The organism is Catalinimonas alkaloidigena, assembly GCF_029504655.1.
GTDB classification, from domain to species: domain Bacteria; phylum Bacteroidota; class Bacteroidia; order Cytophagales; family Cyclobacteriaceae; genus Catalinimonas; species Catalinimonas alkaloidigena.
Genome location: NZ_JAQFIL010000001.1, coordinates 455,701 through 474,698, shown reverse-complemented (window position 1 = coordinate 474,698; position 18,998 = coordinate 455,701). Strand labels below are relative to the sequence as shown.

General features: G+C 41.4%; 15 protein-coding genes. 2 read left to right on the top strand and 13 right to left on the bottom strand.

The annotated features are described in order from the left end of the window. Positions 1-53: 53 nt before the first annotated feature. Positions 54-1,232 (bottom strand): Na/Pi symporter, encoded by a 1,179-nt coding sequence (locus OKW21_RS02005; protein ID WP_277476728.1) that lies wholly within the window; start codon positions 1,230-1,232, stop codon positions 54-56. A gap of 242 nt (positions 1,233-1,474) precedes the next feature. Between OKW21_RS02005 and truA the strand changes: the two genes are divergently transcribed. Together truA and OKW21_RS01995 are read left to right on the top strand one after the other, a co-directional pair. Beyond that, positions 1,475-2,227 (top strand): tRNA pseudouridine(38-40) synthase TruA, encoded by a 753-nt coding sequence (gene truA / locus OKW21_RS02000; protein ID WP_277476727.1) that lies wholly within the window; start codon positions 1,475-1,477, stop codon positions 2,225-2,227. 50 nt (positions 2,228-2,277) lie between these two features. Further along, positions 2,278-4,041 carry an ABC transporter ATP-binding protein gene (locus OKW21_RS01995; RefSeq protein WP_277476725.1) on the top strand — a complete coding sequence of 588 codons (1,764 nt, stop codon included), beginning with the start codon at positions 2,278-2,280 and terminating at the stop codon, positions 4,039-4,041. Positions 4,042-4,064: 23 nt separating this feature from the next. Here the strand turns inward: OKW21_RS01995 and OKW21_RS01990 are convergent, their stop codons facing one another. The 12 genes from OKW21_RS01990 to OKW21_RS01935 all read right to left on the bottom strand — a co-directional run bounded on the left by OKW21_RS01990 (position 4,065) and on the right by OKW21_RS01935 (position 18,912). Continuing rightward, positions 4,065-6,368, bottom strand: coding sequence for an NADP-dependent malic enzyme (locus tag OKW21_RS01990; RefSeq protein ID WP_277476724.1), 2,304 nt, complete (start codon positions 6,366-6,368; stop codon positions 4,065-4,067). 182 nt (positions 6,369-6,550) lie between these two features. After that, the gene (locus OKW21_RS01985) at positions 6,551-7,666 is read right to left on the bottom strand and encodes a DUF4837 family protein (protein WP_277476723.1); all 1,116 of its coding nucleotides are present in this window, start codon (positions 7,664-7,666) and stop codon (positions 6,551-6,553) included. A 104-nt stretch (positions 7,667-7,770) separates the two neighbouring features. After that, entirely contained in the window at positions 7,771-9,159 is a 1,389-nt protein-coding gene (locus tag OKW21_RS01980; RefSeq protein WP_277476722.1) for a lytic transglycosylase domain-containing protein, read from the bottom strand. Between the two features lie 117 nt (positions 9,160-9,276). Beyond that, positions 9,277-10,662 carry an Asp-tRNA(Asn)/Glu-tRNA(Gln) amidotransferase subunit GatA gene (gene gatA, locus OKW21_RS01975; RefSeq protein ID WP_277476721.1) on the bottom strand — a complete coding sequence of 462 codons (1,386 nt, stop codon included), beginning with the start codon at positions 10,660-10,662 and terminating at the stop codon, positions 9,277-9,279. Positions 10,663-10,711: 49 nt separating this feature from the next. Beyond that, on the bottom strand, positions 10,712-10,918 hold the full coding sequence (locus OKW21_RS01970) for a twin-arginine translocase TatA/TatE family subunit (protein ID WP_277476720.1): 207 nt from the start codon (positions 10,916-10,918) through the stop codon (positions 10,712-10,714). Between the two features lie 190 nt (positions 10,919-11,108). Then, positions 11,109-12,338 carry a murein hydrolase activator EnvC family protein gene (locus OKW21_RS01965; RefSeq protein WP_277476719.1) on the bottom strand — a complete coding sequence of 410 codons (1,230 nt, stop codon included), beginning with the start codon at positions 12,336-12,338 and terminating at the stop codon, positions 11,109-11,111. Further along, positions 12,325-13,110 (bottom strand): lipoprotein insertase outer membrane protein LolB1, encoded by a 786-nt coding sequence (gene lolB1 / locus OKW21_RS01960; RefSeq protein ID WP_277476718.1) that lies wholly within the window; start codon positions 13,108-13,110, stop codon positions 12,325-12,327. The genes OKW21_RS01965 and lolB1 overlap by 14 nt, the downstream gene beginning before the upstream one ends. Beyond that, on the bottom strand, positions 13,103-14,854 hold the full coding sequence (locus tag OKW21_RS01955; RefSeq protein WP_277476716.1) for a tetratricopeptide repeat protein: 1,752 nt from the start codon (positions 14,852-14,854) through the stop codon (positions 13,103-13,105). Before OKW21_RS01955 ends, lolB1 begins: the two co-directional genes overlap by 8 nt. 150 nt (positions 14,855-15,004) lie before the next feature. Next, positions 15,005-16,021, bottom strand: coding sequence for a sugar phosphate nucleotidyltransferase (locus OKW21_RS01950; protein WP_277476715.1), 1,017 nt, complete (start codon positions 16,019-16,021; stop codon positions 15,005-15,007). Between the two features lie 31 nt (positions 16,022-16,052). Then, positions 16,053-16,493, bottom strand: coding sequence for a dUTP diphosphatase (dut, locus tag OKW21_RS01945; protein WP_277476713.1), 441 nt, complete (start codon positions 16,491-16,493; stop codon positions 16,053-16,055). A 62-nt stretch (positions 16,494-16,555) separates the two neighbouring features. Beyond that, a complete protein-coding gene (locus OKW21_RS01940) occupies positions 16,556-18,055 on the bottom strand; it encodes a lipopolysaccharide biosynthesis protein (RefSeq protein WP_277476712.1) in 1,500 nt (499 codons plus the stop codon). 71 nt (positions 18,056-18,126) lie between these two features. Next, entirely contained in the window at positions 18,127-18,912 is a 786-nt protein-coding gene (locus OKW21_RS01935) for an enoyl-CoA hydratase/isomerase family protein (protein ID WP_277476710.1), read from the bottom strand. Positions 18,913-18,998: the final 86 nt, after the last annotated feature.

The window sequence follows — 18,998 nt, the reverse complement described above, 5'->3', positions numbered from 1 at the left end:
GTTCCATCAGATAATCAATAATTATAGATAAGCCTTTAGAATAGAATTCAGCTTTAGAAGCGATTGTTTAAATAAATAAGCAGGAAAGGGATCAGGAAGAACATTAATACGATGTAAATGAAACCGATCAGACGATTACGCTGAGTGAGCTTTCCGAACCTCCCGGCAAGCAAACCTGGTATCCGGCGAAGGGGCTTATAAGGCAAAAAGACCAGCACGCCAAAAGAATTGAACAGAAAGTGAACCAAGGCAATACTAATTGCTGCCTCAGACTTGTAAATTGCCGCGATCAAAGCCGTTACCGTAGTGCCGATGTTAGCTCCAATGATAAACGGAAAAGATTTTTGCAATGACACTTTGCTGGTCGCCACCAGGGGAACCATCAACGAAGTCGTGATAGAGCTGGATTGTACAGCGGCAGTGATCACGCTTCCCCAGGCAAAGGATTTGTAAGGGTTATTAAAAATATAATCCTGCATATGATCTTTTGACTTACCTATCAGCGAAGTGTAAATAATCTGAGACATGATCTTAATCGCCGCGAATAACATGATGAAGGAAAGCAGTACCAGCAGCCAGCTGTTGTCTACTGCCTCAGTAAGATAAGCCCCCGGACTCCAGCTTTGTACATTTTCGGTCTGCGCTGCCACTCTGGTGTCAGTAGTAAACCTAACTAACAAGGCAGCAATCGTATTGCTCATGCTGGACAGAAACTGGTAGTAATATTCAAGAGGAAACAGAATGACTGTCAGGATAAGATTATAAATATCATGAACAGATCCTGCACTGATAGCCTTTCTGAATTCACGTTTACTGGTGATAAAGCCTAACGATATAATGGTACTGGTAAGTGTAGTGCCGATATTTGCACCCATGATGATAGGGACCGCTGAAGAGAGGCTCAAGGCGCCAGAACCCACCAGGGCTACAATCATAGCAGTGCTGGTAGAACTGCTCTGAATGATGGCGGTAAGTAGTAAACCAATGAAAAGCCCGATGAAAGGATTTGCGGTAACCGAAAGGATAGTCTCTGCTGCCGTCTGTCGCAACGACAGGAATGAATTTCCCATGATATCCAATGATATCAGAAACAGTAGAACCGTCAATAAGACGAGTAACACTTTTCCGACAACCATCAGGCTCTCTCTCTTTTTGCTTTGTTCAATTACTTTCACTCCTGTCTCAATGTATTTGACAGCCGACACAATCTTATTTCCAGTATTTGTGATCAAGCAGGTGACTGAATAAAAATCAGCGAACTACGTTCGCATTTAAGTTCAAGCAGTAAAATTATGAATAAGACAGCAATAAAACTTAGTTTTGTTGTGAAGCAATTGTTAAGTTTTTGTTTTATAGACAAATAACATATGCAAAGCTCGGAATTATGCATGTGATATCACATGTTTAGTCATACAAACGTCTTGTTCAGATTAATTCGTATACCCAGACCGTAAATGCTTAGAAACTAACTACTGTGCGATACTTTTTACAAATTAGCTATAAAGGCAGCCGGTATCATGGTTGGCAGATTCAGAAAAATGCAAAAAGCATACAGGCCATCATCAATGATACACTTAGCAAAATACTGGGTGAAGAGATCAGCATTACTGGTAGCGGCCGTACTGATACAGGAGTGCATGCGGTACAGCAGTATGCTCATTTTGACACCTCAAAAAAACTAATTCCTGAGGAATCCCAATATAGGTTCAATGCTTTATTACCGCATGATATTTCAATTCAGGCAGTTCTTCCTGTTACAGATAATGCGCACAGCCGCTTTGATGCCCATCAACGTAATTATCAGTACCATATTCATCAGGTAAAGAGTCCTTTTCTGTATGGATTCAGTTATTATTTTCGTCCTAGGCTGGATCTTGAAAAGATGAATATCGCTGCTGCCCAACTGGCTACTGGTGAAGAGCAGGATTATGAATGTTTTAGTAAATCAAGAAGTAGCCAGCAAAATTACCTTTGTAAGATAGAGCAAGCTGAATGGCAAAAAAAAGATCACTCACGAATTGTGTTTTATATCTCGGCCAATCGTTTTCTCAGAAATATGGTTCGGGCCATTGTAGGTACTATGTTAGATATTGGTACCCACAAAATTTCCCTTAACGATTTTGAAAAAATTTTACAGAGCAAGGATCGGAAAAGAGCAGGAAGGTCAGTACCAGCCGAAGGCCTGTACCTTAGCCAGGTCAGCTATCCTCCTGAAATTTTTTCTTAATGCAAAAGAAAAATGTATAACCTACCAACAGCTTTTGAGTATTAGTAATTATGGATAAAGAAAAAACCAGCAGTGGTGATATCATTGATTTAGATGTTCTTCGCAGGATATTCAAATTTGTCAAACCTTATAAAGGTCGATTCTATGCACTTGTAGCGCTTACCATATTTGTAGCTTTTCTCTCCCCGGCACTACCCTTTCTTGTCCAAAAAACAATAGACAGCTACATACTGGTGGGAGACTATCAGGGACTGGTATATATGAGCCTTGCGTTGGTAGCCCTTCTGGTAGTTCAGGGAGTAACGCAGTATTCTCATACTTTTCTTTCAGGCTGGCTGGGTCAGCACATAATCAAGGATATCCGTATCAAGCTCTACCGTCACTTGTTGAATCTAAGACTGAAATATTTTGACAACACTCCTATAGGCCGTCTGGTAACCCGTAATGTATCTGATATTGAAACACTATCAGATATCTTCAGTCAGGGTGTGGCTGCTATTATTGGAGATCTGCTACAGATTGTAGTAATCCTCAGTGTAATGCTATACATTGACTGGAAGCTTACGCTGGTAAGTTTATCAACGCTGCCTTTACTCATTCTTAGCACGTATGTCTTTAAGGAAAAAATCAAAGTAGCCTTCAACGAAGTCCGTAATGCTGTTTCTAACCTCAACTCTTTTGTGCAGGAACATATTACCGGAATGAGCATTGTACAGATTTTTGGTAGTGAAAAAGTTGAGTATGACCGTTTTAAAGAAATTAACGAAGAACATAAGCAGGCACACCTCAAGTCAGTGATGTATTACTCGGTATACTACCCGGTAGCTGAAGTGATACAGGCCACTGGTATCGGACTGCTTGTCTGGTATGGCGCTCGGGGAGTGTTATACGACGATGTTACTATCGGTATACTGGTTGCTTTTATCATGTATATTAATATGTTTTTCCGTCCCATTCGTCAGATTGCTGACCGTTTCAATACACTCCAACTCGGCATCGTCAGCTCTTCCCGTATTCTTAAAATTCTGGATAGTAATGATCATATTCCCAATAATGGCAGCTACGCCCCTGATCGTATTGATGGCAATGTGGTTTTTCGTAACGTATGGTTCGCTTATAATGACAGAGACTATGTGCTGAAAGACATAAACTTTGAGGTAGCTTCAGGTGATACGTTGGCGCTGGTAGGGGCTACCGGAGCAGGAAAATCATCCATTATCAATCTGCTCAACCGTTTCTATGATATAAAACGCGGAGAGATACTAGTTGACGGAGTTGAGATTAAAGATTATGAACTCAACTTCCTGCGTCATCACATCGGTGTGGTGCTTCAGGATGTCTTTCTTTTCTCAGATACTATTAAAAATAATATCACGCTTGGGAATCCGGAGATCAGCAGAGAAAAAGTAATGGAAGCGGCGGACCTGGTTGGTGCCAGAAAATTTATTGAACGCTTACCAGGAGGACTTGATTATAATGTGATGGAAAGAGGAGCCACGCTTTCTGTAGGCCAGAGACAATTGATATCTTTTGTGAGGGCAATGGTTTATGACCCAAAAATCATCGTACTAGATGAAGCCACCTCCTCGGTAGATACTGAAACCGAAGAACTAATTCAGGAAGCTGTGGCCAAGCTGATGAAGGGCAGAACGTCCATTGTTATCGCTCACCGACTTTCAACTATTCAAAGTGCCAGTCAGATCATTGTGTTGGATCATGGAGAAATCAAAGAAAGTGGTACGCATCAGGAGCTACTGGAGCTTAAAGGTTATTATGCCCAGCTCCACCGCATGCAGTATAAGGAGGTGGTATAATTATCCCCTCCTTTCACTATATATTAAACTCTTATCCGTTCAAAAGCCTGAGCGTCCAGTACAGCGATGGCTACCATATTTACGATTTCACGAATTGTACTTCCCTGCTGTAGGATGTGTACCGGACGATTCATCCCCAGCAGAATAGGGCCTATGGCCTCCGCGCCTCCTACTTCCATCAACAGCTTATAGGCAATGTTTCCAGACGCCAGATTTGGGAAGATAAAAGTATTAGCGCCCTCTTCTACCAAACGGCTGAAAGGATAAATTTCTCTTTGCATCTCAGTATTAAGCGCTGTATTGGCTTGTATGTCACCCTCAATGATGAGTTCGGGCCAACGTTCTCTTGCCATCTCTACTGCTCTGGCTGCTTTGTCAGGTACTTCACCTTTGCTGGAGCCAAAATTTGAATAGGATAAAACCGCCATACGCGGCTCAATCCCAAAGGAGCTCACTGATGAAGCGGTCAACCCGATAACATCCAAAAGCTCTTCGGCTGTAGGGTTTACGTTCACTGTGGTATCGGCAAAAAAGAACGGTCCTTTTTTATTGGTGATTATGTACATCCCAGCCACTCGTTTCACCTCATTACTTACCCCGATCACTCTTAGTGCCGGTAATATCGTTTTGGGATAATCACTGGTAAGACCAGAAATAAAGGCATCTGCTTCACCTACCTCTACCATAGTTGTACCATAGTAATTGCGCGAACGCATCAAGCGACGAGCCTCATAACGCGTCATTCCCTTACGCTTACGTTTCTCATAAAGGAGATCTCCATATTCATCAATCTTATCACCTTCCGCATAGTAGGGGTCAATGATCGTACATGAGGGCAGATCCAACTTATGATCTTCTATCAGCGTCTGAATTTTCTCTTTGTTTCCAAGGAGTATGGGTATAGCGATCTGCTCATCCTGCAGTATCTGAGCAGCTTTCAGAATTTTCTGGTCTTCTGCTTCAGCAAAAACCACACGTTTAGGCTGCTTTTTAGCTTTGCTTATTACCTGTGACATCAACTTCTGGTCAATGCCAATTCGCTGCTGTAATTCTACATGATAATGCTCCCAATCTGTAATATGTGTTCTCGCTACACCAGATTTCATTGCTGCCTTAGCTACTGCCGGAGAGATAGTAGTAATCAGGCGTGGGTCAAGGGGTTTGGGAATAAGATAATCTTTACCGAAAATAATTTTGTCGCTGCTATAAGCTTTATTGACAATTTCAGGAGTGGGTGCTTTGGCAAGATTGGCTAAAGCTTTCACAGCGGCTAGCTTCATTTCCTCATTGATTGCTGTAGCTCTCACATCCAGTGCCCCTCTGAATATATAAGGAAAACCGAGCACATTATTTACCTGATTGGGATGATCTGAGCGGCCGGTTGCCATCACGATATCATCACGACTTGCCATTGCCAGATCATAACTAATCTCCGGATCTGGATTTGCCAATGCAAAAACGACAGGATTATCAGCCATAGAGCGTATCATATCCTGTGATACAATATTAGCGGCGGAAAGCCCTAAAAATACATCTGCCTCCTGCATAGCCTCAGCCATTGAATTTACATTTCTTTCCGTAGCAAAGTGCTCCCTGATTTCATCCAGGTCTTCTCTTCCCTGCTTTAGCACTCCATCAATATCGCACATCACCACATTCTCCCTGCGCACACCTAACAGCAGAAATAACCTGGTACATGCAATAGCCGATGCGCCTGCTCCACTCACCACAAGTTTTATTTCAGAAATATCTTTCTCAACTACCTCTAGCGCATTTAGTAGCGCTGCGCCTGTGATGATCGCTGTACCATGCTGATCGTCATGAATCACAGGAATGTTCATTTCCTTCTTCAGTCGCTCTTCTATTTCAAAACACTCAGGGGCCTTAATATCTTCCAGGTTAATTCCTCCAAAGGTAGGTTCCAGTGCTTTGACTGTCTGTACAAAAACGTCAGGGTCAGTCACAGCTACCTCAAGATCAAACACATCTATACCAGCAAATTTTTTAAATAATACGCCTTTCCCTTCCATTACCGGCTTAGACGCTTCCGGACCAATGTTGCCCAAACCGAGCACCGCGGTACCGTTGGAGATAACGCCTACCAGATTGCCTTTGGCGGTATACTTATAGACATTTTCCTTGTCAGCAGCAATCTCTTTACAAGGCTCTGCCACCCCAGGAGAATAGGCAAGTGCCAGGTCAATCTGTGAGCTTAATAACTTAGTTGGGACCACTTCAATCTTACCAGGCTGACCCTGGGTGTGGTAGTTGAGGGCATCTTCCCTCCTGATCTTAATAGATCTGAATTGTTGTACTTTTCCTTCCAATGTTCTTCATTTTTTGGTGTTGTAAAAGTAGTAAATATTCCTACATCCACCTTTTGAGCACCAGAGCTATTTTTTAATAGCACTAAAGCACTGGTTAATAGGCACTTACATCATAGTAAAACTGGAACATGCATGAATGTGCATAACGCTAAGGAAAGAAAAATGTATAAAAAAAGCCACGTTTAACTCGTGGCTTGCTTTTTTTCCATTTCGCTGGCAGTCCTGAAGGTATGCAAAATAGCTTCTATCTCTCTTATAAAGGGCCTTTTTTGCTTTCCTGGGCTATATATAAATCCTTCTATATAATATAGTCTTCCACTTTCTTCATCAACAAAAGTATAGCTAAGGAAAGGACCTCCCATAGAATTGTTATTTAACTTCCAGAGCCCTCTGGCTTCAATAGCATATTTACCATTAAAATTTACAGTATCAAACTCTATTGGGATTTCAGACTGAATCGTCATATGAACAGTACTATCATCGGCAAGATACTTTTTGGACATTTCTTCTCTGAAGTCTAGTATATTTTCTGGCTTAAATGCTTCTTCGGAGGTATATTCCTTATAAGCAACAAATACACTCTTATCTACCTCATCCCCCAGACTACGTATCCAGACAAAATCTTCAGTGTTTTTTTTAGGAACCTGCTCATATCCATATGGTACCCTAATGTAAAAGCCTTCTTTTTCTAAAAGCGTACGGTTAATTGTTCTTCTTTCGTTCGCTTTATAAAGATTTGATTGTAATCTATCAATTTCAATTTCGTGAAAGTGATTCCTGATTTCTTTACGGTTATCTTTCAGGTTCTCTATCAAAGCTTCATCCGACTGACCAAATAAAAAAAGTACTTCCTGCCCTCTGGCAAACTGATTCTTCTTACTAAACTGATAAAGGTTAGGATCACTCTCTATTCTGTCAACTGAAGATTGGGTGAAGAAACTCTTCATTTTCTTGCCCGCGATGCTTTGGTTATCCAAAGTCGCTACAAAAAGCATATTTTTTGCACTTCGTAATACTTTATTCAGTTTAAAAGGATCTATATACCTTACAGAAAAGTAAGGTTCTGCCTGGGGTAAGCCCGGCATAGCTTTTAGGAAAGTCTGTCTCAATTCGTCGCCCAGTTCACTTTGCCATAGTGCGGAATCCATAACTAATAGCAACTCACCTGAAGCTCCTCTTGCTATTGGTAAGGTATCTAATGAAGAACTACCTCCACTTTCACTACATGCTGTGACAGTAACTATTAGACACGAAAGTAAAAAAGGTGTAATGTATGATGATAATTTCTTTTTATCCACAGTAACGCTATTTTGATGTTTACAAGCTTAAAATACGATAATCAGTTTTTTTCACCTTGTATAACACCAAATTTCTTTTTAGAGTTGTCTGTACAGAAATTTTCTCAGCGTCCTATGATCAGTTTTTGCCCAGGAGTTATCTTATTGCTTGTCAGGTTATTAAGCTGCTTGATCTTATTTACACTCAGGCCCTGGTAGCGCCTGGAGATTTCCCAGAGAGAATCTCCCGGTTGAACCAAATGCACTTTACTGTCGGGAATGGCTTTAGTAGTCCCTGAGGAGGCAATCTGATTGGAAGAGGGATGTACCCATATTGCTAACTTTTGCCCGGCATAGATGCGGCTACCACTGATATTGTTCCACGTCCGCAAATCCGAGAGACGAACGCCATGACGCTCAGCGATCACCCCTAAAACATCACCACTGCGCACACGATAATAAATTTTCTCCTTATTATGAGTGTTGCCAGGCGTATTGCGTACCACATAGTCCATTTGCTCCTGTAACTCCTTCTTGCCTGCTGAGTCCAGAATAGCAGATGTATTTGCTGCAATGAAATCGTACGTATCAGAAGGGATTAATAGCGGGTAGTTTTTGGCCGTTTCGGGAACCGCTCCTCTTTTCAGCTCAGGATTGAGGCGGGTAAGGTCTTCTTCACATACATTGATTTGCTCAGCAAGGGCTTTCAAACTTATGAACTGACTTACCCAAAGCGTGTCTGAAGCTATCGTGTATTCAGGAATTTCTTCTCTGAGATTATGCTCATCCAGATAATTAAGGGTATACAATACCGCAACGAATTGAGGAACATAACTTCTTGTTTCGCGAGGGAGGTAGTTATAGATAGACCAGAAATCTCTTTTATAACCCGAACGGCGTATGGCTTTTCGTACATTACCAGGACCAGTATTGTATGCAGCCAGTGCCAGTTCCCAGTCATCAAACATATTGTAAAGCTGCTTCAGATACTTACAGGCAGCTTCAGTAGATTTTTCAGGGTTCATTCGCTCATCTACATACCAGTCCTGACCTAGCCCGTACATACGACCTGTACTTGGCATAAACTGCCACAAGCCCACTGCTCCTACTCTTGAGCGGGCTTCGGGGTTCAACCCTGACTCAACAATGGAGAGATACTTTAGATCTTCAGGAATACCATATTTTTTCAGATACTTCTCAAACAGAGGAAAAAATACTTCCTGACGCCTAACTACCATACGGGTATACTCCCTGTTCTTTATCGTAAAATAGTCAACAAAAGCCTTTACTCTTTCATTAAAAACCAGTGGCATATCAGTTTCCAGGCAGGCAATACGGTCTTCAACCAACTCATAAGAAGCATCGGGAATATACTCATAATCGTAGGCTGGTTCGTACAAATCAGTACCTACAGAATCTACAGGATCGTTTGTACTCGCATTTGCTTTCTCACTAACCGTTAAAATTGACACCGAAAAAAGGGTGACAAACAAAATTCCCATATTTTTTGACATTGCCTTACTGATTTAGCTTTACTTTATCCAAAACCTAGATTTGCTACATGCAAAATCTATACAAAATACGAAAAAAGTTGGGATATTTAAAACGTTTTTAGCAATCAAACATTGCATTTAGGCCAAATTATCTAAAATATATTTAGAAAATGCAAAAAGCTTGTCTTCCTGGAAATTACCTGTCATGATTTGTAATCCGATTGGCAAGCCTGCCTGGTCTTCCCCATTAGGAATTGAAACAGCCGGTACCCCGGCAATTGAAGCCTGCACCGTAAAAAGGTCTGCGAGATACATTTCAAGAGGAGTATTTGTATCGCCTATTTTAAACGCAGTAGTAGGAGTTGTCGGTAATACAATGAAATCGTAATCCTCCAGAATTTTGAGTGTGGCTTCCTGTATCAAGCGCCTTACTTTTTGGGCTTTTGTATAATAAGCATCATAATAGCTAGCACTCAGCACAAAAGTACCAAGCATAATGCGCCGTTTCACCTCTTCGCCAAAAGCTTCGGAACGACTTTTCTTATACATCGCCTCCAGATTACGCGCTTCTTTATTTCTATGTCCGTACTTTATTCCATCAAAGCGTGAAAGATTAGATGAGGCCTCTGCCATGGTCAGAATGTAATAGGTGGGAAGCAGGTAGTCTAGCATTGAAAAATGAACTACCTCTACTTGATGTCCGTCATTCTGAAGAAACTTAATCGCTTTCTCGGTACGTTCACGTACTTCTTCATTAAGCCCTTCATTGTTCAGTGTCTCTTCTATATAAGCCACTTTCACTTTTTTATCAAAGGCTAGCCGTTGAGTGTATGCAGGCACTTCACCCTGATAAACTGTACTGTCATAATCGTCTTTCCCGGCAATTATTTCCAACAGCAGCGCATTATCTTCAATGTTGTTGGTAAAAATGCCGATAGTATCAAAAGAAGAGGCGTATGCGAGAAGGCCATAACGGGAGATACGTGAATATGTAGGCTTTAACCCGACTACCCCACAAAAGGCAGCAGGCTGCCTTACCGAACCTCCAGTGTCTGAGCCTAATGCAGCGGTACATAAGTTAGCCTGAACAGATACTGCTGAAGCTCCTGAAGATCCTCCGGGCACAGCAGCATGATCTGCCGCATTGCGCGTTACACCATAAGCAGAGTTTTCATTAGAAGATCCCATGGCAAATTCATCACAGTTTTGTCTGCCGATGATAATTGCATCTTCATCTAGCAAACGCTGAATGGCTGTGCCTGTAAACTGAGAATGAAAGCCTTCGAGGATTTTACTGCTTGCCTGAAGTTTATGATCTTGGTAGCATAAGATATCTTTCAGACCGATAACCATCCCAGCAAGACGGCCAGCGGTACCATTTTTGATTTTCAGGTCTATTTCCCCGGCACGCTGTAAAGCTTCCTCAGCATAAACCTCCAGGAAAACGTTCAGATGATCTTGCTCCTGAATATTTTTCAGGTACTCCCTTACGATGTCCTGACAGGTAAGTACCTCCTCAACCAAATACGTTTGTATGCGGCTGAAAGACCGTAAATCTTTTCAAGGTGATAAGTTATTTGCTGGCAGTGGTATTATGAGAATTATCTTCGATCTCGTCTTTAATTTCTTTAGTGGCGTCTTTGAACTCGCGAATACCGCGTCCCATGCCACGAGCTAGTTCAGGAATTTTCTTGGCACCAAAGAAGATTACTAAAACCAGTACTATCAGAAGAATCTCCCATCCTCCAAGTCCGCCAACAAATGCTAATGTAGTGTGCATAAAGTCAATTTTTTAAATGTGAAAAAACTTTCACGATCACGTAAATATACCCAATATATCCGCCGCGAAAAAGTTATCTGTCAATAATCAAAGGTTGGCAATGTAAAAAAAGTTCGCTCAAAGATGCTAATGCAACACAATAATTGTTGCAGAAATACGGTAAAACTCTTCTAACAAATGAAATAACAATTTATTTTTTCTGAAGCCAGGCTTCAGGGTTAAGTTTCTGGCTATTTCTCCATATCTGAAATTGTAACATCGATACGCCATTTCCATCAGTATATACCATGCCTACTGAATCCGAAGCTTTAAGTGCTTGTCCGGTCTTCACATTGACTTCTTTAAGGCGTGAATAGACGGTAAAATACTCTCCATGTTGCATAATGACTGCTTTCAGATCTCCTGGTTCGGGTATAGGCGTAATTGCTTTGACAATTCCATCAAATACAGCTTTTACCTCGGCATTTTGGATAGTTTGTATATCTACGCCATCATTAGGCACCATGATATTTTTCATGATGGGATGGGGATTACGACCAAATTTTTGAGAGATAAAACCCGAATTGACCGGCCAGGTAAGACTGTTTTTGCTTTGAGCGAAAGAAACTGATACCTTTTCATTAGATGAAGTTAGTGCTACTCTGTCGGAGGTTTTGTCTTTATTGCTCTTTTCTATTTCTTTGCGTATCAGGTTAGCAATCAGTTTATCAAGCTCTTCCACATCTTTTTGGCGCTGCGCAAGTTCTTTCCTCAATTCGGCCTCCTGCTGATTAAGATCCCTTACTACCGAACGCTGCTTTGTTTTCAAAGCCAGGAGGTCTTTGTTGGCCATTACCTGCTGATCCAGAAGCACCTGCTGTTCCATCTCTTTACCTTCCAGGGTACTTCGCTGGTTGGTCAGCGTTTGTTTTACCTTCTGGATTTGTTCTACCTGATTTTTACGGGCCTCAGCGTACTGCTGCATATACTTGATTCGCATAAACATCTGATTGAAGGTAGAGGCTGAGAAAATGAACATCAGCCGATCGTAGCTGTTGCTTGTTTTACTGGTTGCGTATACCATATAGGCATATTCCTTTTTCAACCTCACCAAATCATCTTCCAGGGCTTCTATTACTCCGGTAATCTCACGGATCTGACTTTTCAGAAGGGCCAGTTCTTCGTTGATAGACGTTATTAAGGCCTCCCGGGCTTCAATTTGACGATTGATTGCGTTCAACTGACCCAGGCTGGTTTTTTTACGAGAAGATGTTTCAGTGAGGATCTGCTGCGCCTCTTTTATTTTCTGTAAAGTTACTTTTTTTTCCTGTTCAAGCTGAGAACGCTTGGGGGTAGTCTGAGCCAGGAGAGCAGATTGCCCGAACAAAGTACACAGTAGCATGATAAGCATGCTGACTTGATAGCGCTTACTTTTGAACATACTTTTCCGGTACAGAGAAAGGGAAACGGAGCGCTTCATCGGTAATGTTTGCTTTTTTATGCTGAATTTCAATCTCTGTTTTACGTTTTTTTCCATCACGCTGATAGTTTAGCGATACAAGGTTTTCATAGGGGAAAACTTGTTCACTAAGCATCTTAAAATCATTGTATTTCAAGGTGAGCGTGTTATTTCGCGTGCGGGTTTTACCAAAAGCTTCCTCTTTGCTTCTATCCTGCATCGCTACACGCTCAAGCTTCAGACTTCTGGCATCAACGAAGTTATTAATAGTGATCGGTCCTTTTTCCTGTTTTACTATATAATAGTTACTTTCTTTTTTCACCAGATCCTCATCATCCGGTGCTACCGGCATATCACCCAGCAATACGGATTGCAGAAGCTCAAAATTGATATTAAAATTAAATTTTTCGCTCAGCTCCTTAAAATTATAGGCTGAGTACTCTTTATTCATGCGGTTGATAAAGATCAAAGAATCTTTGGTAATTAACCCCCGGGCTGCTTCAATACCAAAGCCTGGAGTGATGGAAACCCAAATGATGCTATCCTTTTTCAAACGAATGTTTGCGGTAGCACTCAGGTTCTTACCGTCATTGCTAAACTTAATTTTACTATTGGTAGTCAGATACTCAAACACGAGATCATTGACTGCAAATTCTTCAGCAATTTCAGCATCTTTGAAGCTTAGTGTTTTTTTGCTGCAAGCCGCGAAAATGAAACTAAGGCAAAAAAATAAAATGAGTGTGTTTTTATTCATACAGCTTTCTGTCCGCAATTTTTTTGTCAATTAATTCTGAAGTATCATCCATGCCTTTGGCTTTCATCCACTGCTTCACCGCCTGGTCTACTTCTCCCAGCTTGAATAACACATCCCCGTAGTGCTCTACAATTACGCCACTTTCATCATTGTTCTCTATGGCTTTTTCTAAAAGTTTACGAGCCTGCTTAAATTCTCCTCGCTTATAGAGTACCCAAGCACGGGTGTCAAGGTAATTGGCATTCTCCGGATTAAGTTCCAATAGTCTTGTAGAAAGCTTATCGGCATAATCCAGTTTTTCCTGACGCAAGGCCAGGAAGTAGCTATAATTATTTAACACATAGTCATTGGTAGGATCCAGTTTTAGTACTGTCTCATAAGCTTGTTCGGACTTTTTATAGTCTTTCATTTCATTGTAGACATCTCCCAGGTACATATTACTATACTTAGCCAATTCATCGTTATTAGCCAATCGCTTACTCTGTTCTAACGCATAGGCAGCCTCATCATAGTTTTTAGCTACAGAATTTGCTGCACCATTGTAGAAGTAAATTACTGCCTGGTTAGGGAAAAGCTCTAATGCGGACTCTGAATGCTCAATCACGCTTTCAGTATCTTGCAGATCCTGAAACTCAATGGTCAGCAGGTTTTGCCAGACGTTAAAGTTAGTATCTTCATACTCCAGAGATTTCAGGTAGTTATCTCTTGCACCTTCACTATCTTTGATGGCATTCAGAAAATCTCCTTTGATTACATAAGCATCCGCCTCTTCCGGGTGGGTTTCAATCAGTAAATCAGTAAGTGCATGGAGCATTATTTCGGTATCTGCATTTGGCAACTCTCTGATGTGTTTAGCAATCAAATCCAATTTGAGCTTAAGGCTCAGGTCCGGATTTGCAAAAGCCACTTCCATACTTTCGGTAGCCTGTTCTCCACTGCCTGTCTGCTGATAGATTTTAGAAAGCATCAACCGAGCTTCCGGATTGTTAGGAGACACTTCTAAAAGTCCCTCCAGATATGGAATAGCATCTTTCTCTCTATCATTTGAAACAAATATCTCTGCTAAGGCCATGACATAGCTTACTTCTCCAGGATAGGTTTGCACCAGCTTTTCCCCCTCTTCTATGGCTTTATCTAGCTTGTTGAGTTTCAGGTAAATTTGTTGTTTTGCCCGCGTGACTTCAGGATTAACTCCGAATACCTTTTCTGCCTGGTTATAAACTTCCAGTCCCTGCTCATAGTCCCCCTGATAAAGATAAATAGCTGCCAGGTCAAAAAGGTATTCGTCCGTATCATCAAGATTTGCGATTAAACGCTCGTATATCTGAGCAGCCTCGGCAAAATTAGACTTGCGGGTAAGGATGTCTGCCGTAAGGGTGTAGAAATAAGGGTTTTCAGGATCCAGTTCCATCGCTTTGTTAGCGTTGGATAATGCATTATCCAGATCACCTCTACCTGCCAGGATGGTTGCTATTTTGAAATATGCGGTAGCATTGTCAGCATCACTTTCAAGTGATTTCTTAAAAAGCATCAACGCCCGGTCCATATTTTCGGAATCAAAGTCAGGCTCACTAAGGATGTAATATTTTACTCCTTCAGTAAAATAAAAAGTTGCCTCTCTAACTTTTCTTTCTTCACGGCTGGATTTCTTTTTCTTTTGCGCAACCACCTCTTCAGCGCTAAAGGAAAGAACTACTGCTATCAGCAAAAACAGGACTCGCGAAAGATGACTTCCAATTGGCATATTCAATGTAATTAAGCGTTTTTAAGATCGCCCGGCATGACGATGAAATAAAACCAGACTATAACAAATCTGGCTTTCATATAAGATTATAAACGAATTTAATATACTTTCTATTTCAAGTTTTTCAAAAACCTAAAGATTATTCTGTTGCTAGTGCATATTTTCAACCACTGAGTTATAATCTCCTATGCTCAGGTCAGACGAGCTGAGCTTAAGTGTAACATGATTACCCAGCATAGAATTTTCAAGATTGGCATTATCCACCATCGTATTGGTTTGCAATATAGAGTTACGAATCCTTGAGTTTTTAATTCTTGTTCCATCTCCTATAGACACATAAGGACCAATAACAGAATTAGTAATCTTTACATTTTTACCGATATAAACAGGAGGAATGATCGCAGAGTTCTCCATACCGGCAGTATCTGGATTAGCAAGAGAATCCTTGATATACTCCAGGTATCTTTGGTTGGTATATACGGTCGCATCTTTATTTCCACAGTCCAGCCATTCATCTACCTGACCAGGCACAAAGCGAACCCCCTTATTTTTCATATTATCCAATGCGTTGGTAATCTGGTACTCACCGGAGTTCATGATATTATTATCAATTAAATACTGAAGCTCCCGCTTCAGAAAAGCCCCGTCTTTGAAGTAGTAAATTCCAATGATAGCCAGATCAGATACATAGGTGGCAGGTTTCTCTACAAAGCCGGTAATGACCTGGTCATCATCCAGCTTTACTACGCCAAAAGCAGCTGGGTCTTTGACTTTATGTACCCAGACAATTCCATCCTGTTCTTTATCCAGCGTAAATTCCGCTTTGAATAAGGTATCTGCATAGGCAACGATTACATTGCCTTCCAGCATATCCTTAGCACAGTACAAGGCATGGGCTGTACCCAGTGGCTCATCCTGATAGTATATTTTGCCTGACGCCCCTATCGTGCCGGCAACTTCTTTAAGACTGTTTTCTACTTCTTCCCCAAAACTCCGGTTGATGACAAAACCTACTTCAGCAACAGGCTCATTCACCACTTTTGCGATATCCTCTACCAAACGGTGAACGATAGGCTTTCCGGCAATTGGAATCAATGGTTTGGGAATGGTAAGTGTATGGGGGCGCATACGCTTGCCCATACCGGCCATAGGTACAATAATTTTCACGCTTTGTGGATTTTAGTGTTTCTTCACTGCTTTACTTAATATTAATCCCGGTACTGCCATAGCCACCTACACCTCTGTCAGTGTCGCTAAGCTTGTTGGTCTCTTCCCACTCTACCTGCGCATGAGGAGCGACTACCATTTGGGCAATTCTATCACCGTGATCAATGGTAAAGGTATCATTAGAAATATTAACCAGCAGCACCTTGATTTCTCCTCTGTAGTCAGCATCAATTGTGCCAGGGCTATTCAGCACGGTGATCCCATGCTTGTAAGCCATGCCGCTTCGTGGACGAATTTGTGCCTCAAAGCCAACCGGCAACTCAATATATAGCCCTGTTCCTACCAATGCTCTTTCTAAAGGTTTCAAAGTTACTTTTTCCTTAATATCAGCATGTAAGTCCATACCGGCTGCATGCGCAGTCTGATAAGCAGGAAGAGGTTGGTCAGATTGGTTGATAATTCTTACTTTCATCAATTTTTGTAACGATTAGATAAATTATTGTAAGGTTTATATTTTTAATTTTTCGGAACAAGTTAAGAAATACTTCGGTGAGTAAGCCTTTTTCTTTCCACCAAAAAGGTCACAGCCATAAACAGAAGCACTGCACTTATATTTAAAGTATTTTCAAGTAAAGGGTTATTGAGGTTAACCTGAAAAGAGACATAAACCATAACCAAAGCCACGATAGCATATATAAGGCTTGGCTTAAAGTCGTAAGGAATAGGGTAATATTTTTGTCCGTATGTGTAGCAGACAATACACATGACGAGATAGCATGCAATACTCGCTACTGCGCACCCCAAATAACCTATATAAGGTATTAGCACAAAATTGCCAGCCAATGTGATCGCAGCACCTAATACACTAAAATAAGTCCCGTACTTGGTTCTGTCAGTCAGCTTAAACCAGACTGTGAGGTTATTATAAATGCCGAAGAGTAACTTTGCAAACAAGAGAAAAGGTACGACGACAAGCGCATCCAGATAACCTGGGCTGCGAAGAAAAATTGAACCTATAAGTTCCAGATTAACACTGACACCCAACAAAATCAATATGCTCAATAGAGTGAAGTAGTGCATCACCTTGGCAAAGAGCTCCGGCGCTTCTTTATTCTCTGCCTGAGAAAAGAAGAAAGGTTCACCAGCGTAGCGAAATGCCTGCACTGCTAATGTCATCAAAACACTAATCTTAAAACAGGCACCGTAAGCTCCCAAAGCCTCTTTAGGGGTCATATCAGGATAAAAGTCTTCCGGTAGCAAATCACTGAGCAAGAGCTTATCGATATTTTCATTGATCATTCCTCCCAGCCCCATAATAAGTATAGGATATCCATAAATAAGCATCTGCCTAAATACTGGCCAATCAATGCTCAGTCTTACTTCTGAAAGAGTACGCCATAAGAAAAGCGGAATCACCGCATTACCAATCAAATTAGCTAAAAAAACATAGGCCACTCCCATCTCAGGAAAATACATGGCTTCCAGAATAGGTGAGTGAGTATGTATTTTGGGTAAAAGCAGCAGGAAAAACAAGTTAAGCAAAACCGTTAGCACGATACTGGATACCTTGGTAACCGCAAACATCAGGGGCCTGTTTTCCTGTCTTAGTTTTGCGTAGGGGACAGCTACTACTGCATCGGTAAACATAATCAGTGCCAACCAGATAATGATCTGACTGCTTTCCGGATAGCCGATCAAGTCCGCGATTCCGCCGGAAAAACCAATAATGATACCGGAAAATAAAATACTGGTGGATAAGATCGCCGTTACGGCTGAGCTGTATACCTTCTGCATACTTACCATATCACCTTTATGCCGAGTAATAAAGCGAAAGAATGCGGTCTCCATACCATAGGTATAAAAGATATTGAGAAAAGCCACATAGGCATAAAACTCAGTAACTGCACCATACTGTGCAGTATCTTCAAAGACTGCGGTATGCAGTGGCACAAGAGCATAGCTGAGTAGCCTCCCTAATATGGTGCTTCCACCATAGAGGGCAGTTTGTCCAGCCAGTTTTTTAAGTGGATTCATAGAGTGGAAAAGCGCATCAGTAGTAAAAATTAATTTTTACTACTGCCCTGCAAACAACGTACCCTGCTAAATTACTCTCCGGTAAAGTGTGCTTCACGCTTGGTAAGAAATGCCTGCGTTCCTTCTTCAAAATCGCTTGATTTACAACAGGCAGCAAAACTATTGGCTTCTGTCTGATAGCCATTTTCATCTCCGGCAAATGCCGCATTTACGCAGTCTATTACCATGCCGATGGCAAGTGGTGCTTTTGACAGTATTTTCTTCATTAAACGAAGAGAAAACTCCATTAACTCTTTCTTATCACTGACAAGAAAATTTGCCAAACCATACTCTTTTGCCTTTTCAGCAGAAATAGTATCAGCAGTCATCATCATTTCCAAAGCTCTGCCTTTGCCTACCAGTTGAGTCAATCTCTGTGTACCTCCGAAACCAGGAATCAAGCCTAAGTTCACCTCCGGCTGCCCAAATACGGCATTGCTGGACACAACCCTAAGATGGCAAGCCATAGCCAATTCACAACCTCCTCCCAAAGCAAAACCATGTACTGCTGCAATCACCGGCTTATCACATTTTTCTATCAGAGCAAATACTTCCTGGCCAATTTCAGAAAATTTTCTACCGTTAAGCTCATTAAGTTCCGCGATTTCGGCTATGTCTGCGCCAGCGGCAAATGCTTTCTCGCCTTCCCCTGTAACAATAATTCCTTTGATATCTTTCTCGTCATACACTTCCTGAAAAGCCTCGCCTAATTCCTCAAGGGTAGCTTTGTTCAGCGCGTTCATCTTATCTGCCCGACTGATAGTGATGGTTAATATACCCTCATTCAGGGTAGTCGTGAGAAACTTAAAGTTCGTCATCTCAATACCTTATGTTTTGCCCAAATATAACAGGTGGTATAGTAAACTCAAAAGCTACCTTCTCAATTATCCAGATATATCTTATT

Coding starts and splice junctions, on each gene's coding strand:
- OKW21_RS01995 (WP_277476725.1), top strand. CDS start 2,278: ATGGATAAAGAAAAAACCAGCAGTGGTGATATCATTGATTTAGATGTT.
- OKW21_RS01980 (WP_277476722.1), bottom strand. CDS start 9,159: ATGTCAAAAAATATGGGAATTTTGTTTGTCACCCTTTTTTCGGTGTCA.
- OKW21_RS01970 (WP_277476720.1), bottom strand. CDS start 10,918: ATGCACACTACATTAGCATTTGTTGGCGGACTTGGAGGATGGGAGATT.
- OKW21_RS01965 (WP_277476719.1), bottom strand. CDS start 12,338: ATGTTCAAAAGTAAGCGCTATCAAGTCAGCATGCTTATCATGCTACTG.
- lolB1 (WP_277476718.1), bottom strand. CDS start 13,110: ATGAATAAAAACACACTCATTTTATTTTTTTGCCTTAGTTTCATTTTC.
- OKW21_RS01955 (WP_277476716.1), bottom strand. CDS start 14,854: ATGCCAATTGGAAGTCATCTTTCGCGAGTCCTGTTTTTGCTGATAGCA.
- dut (WP_277476713.1), bottom strand. CDS start 16,493: ATGAAAGTAAGAATTATCAACCAATCTGACCAACCTCTTCCTGCTTAT.
- OKW21_RS01940 (WP_277476712.1), bottom strand. CDS start 18,055: ATGAATCCACTTAAAAAACTGGCTGGACAAACTGCCCTCTATGGTGGA.
- OKW21_RS01935 (WP_277476710.1), bottom strand. CDS start 18,912: ATGACGAACTTTAAGTTTCTCACGACTACCCTGAATGAGGGTATATTA.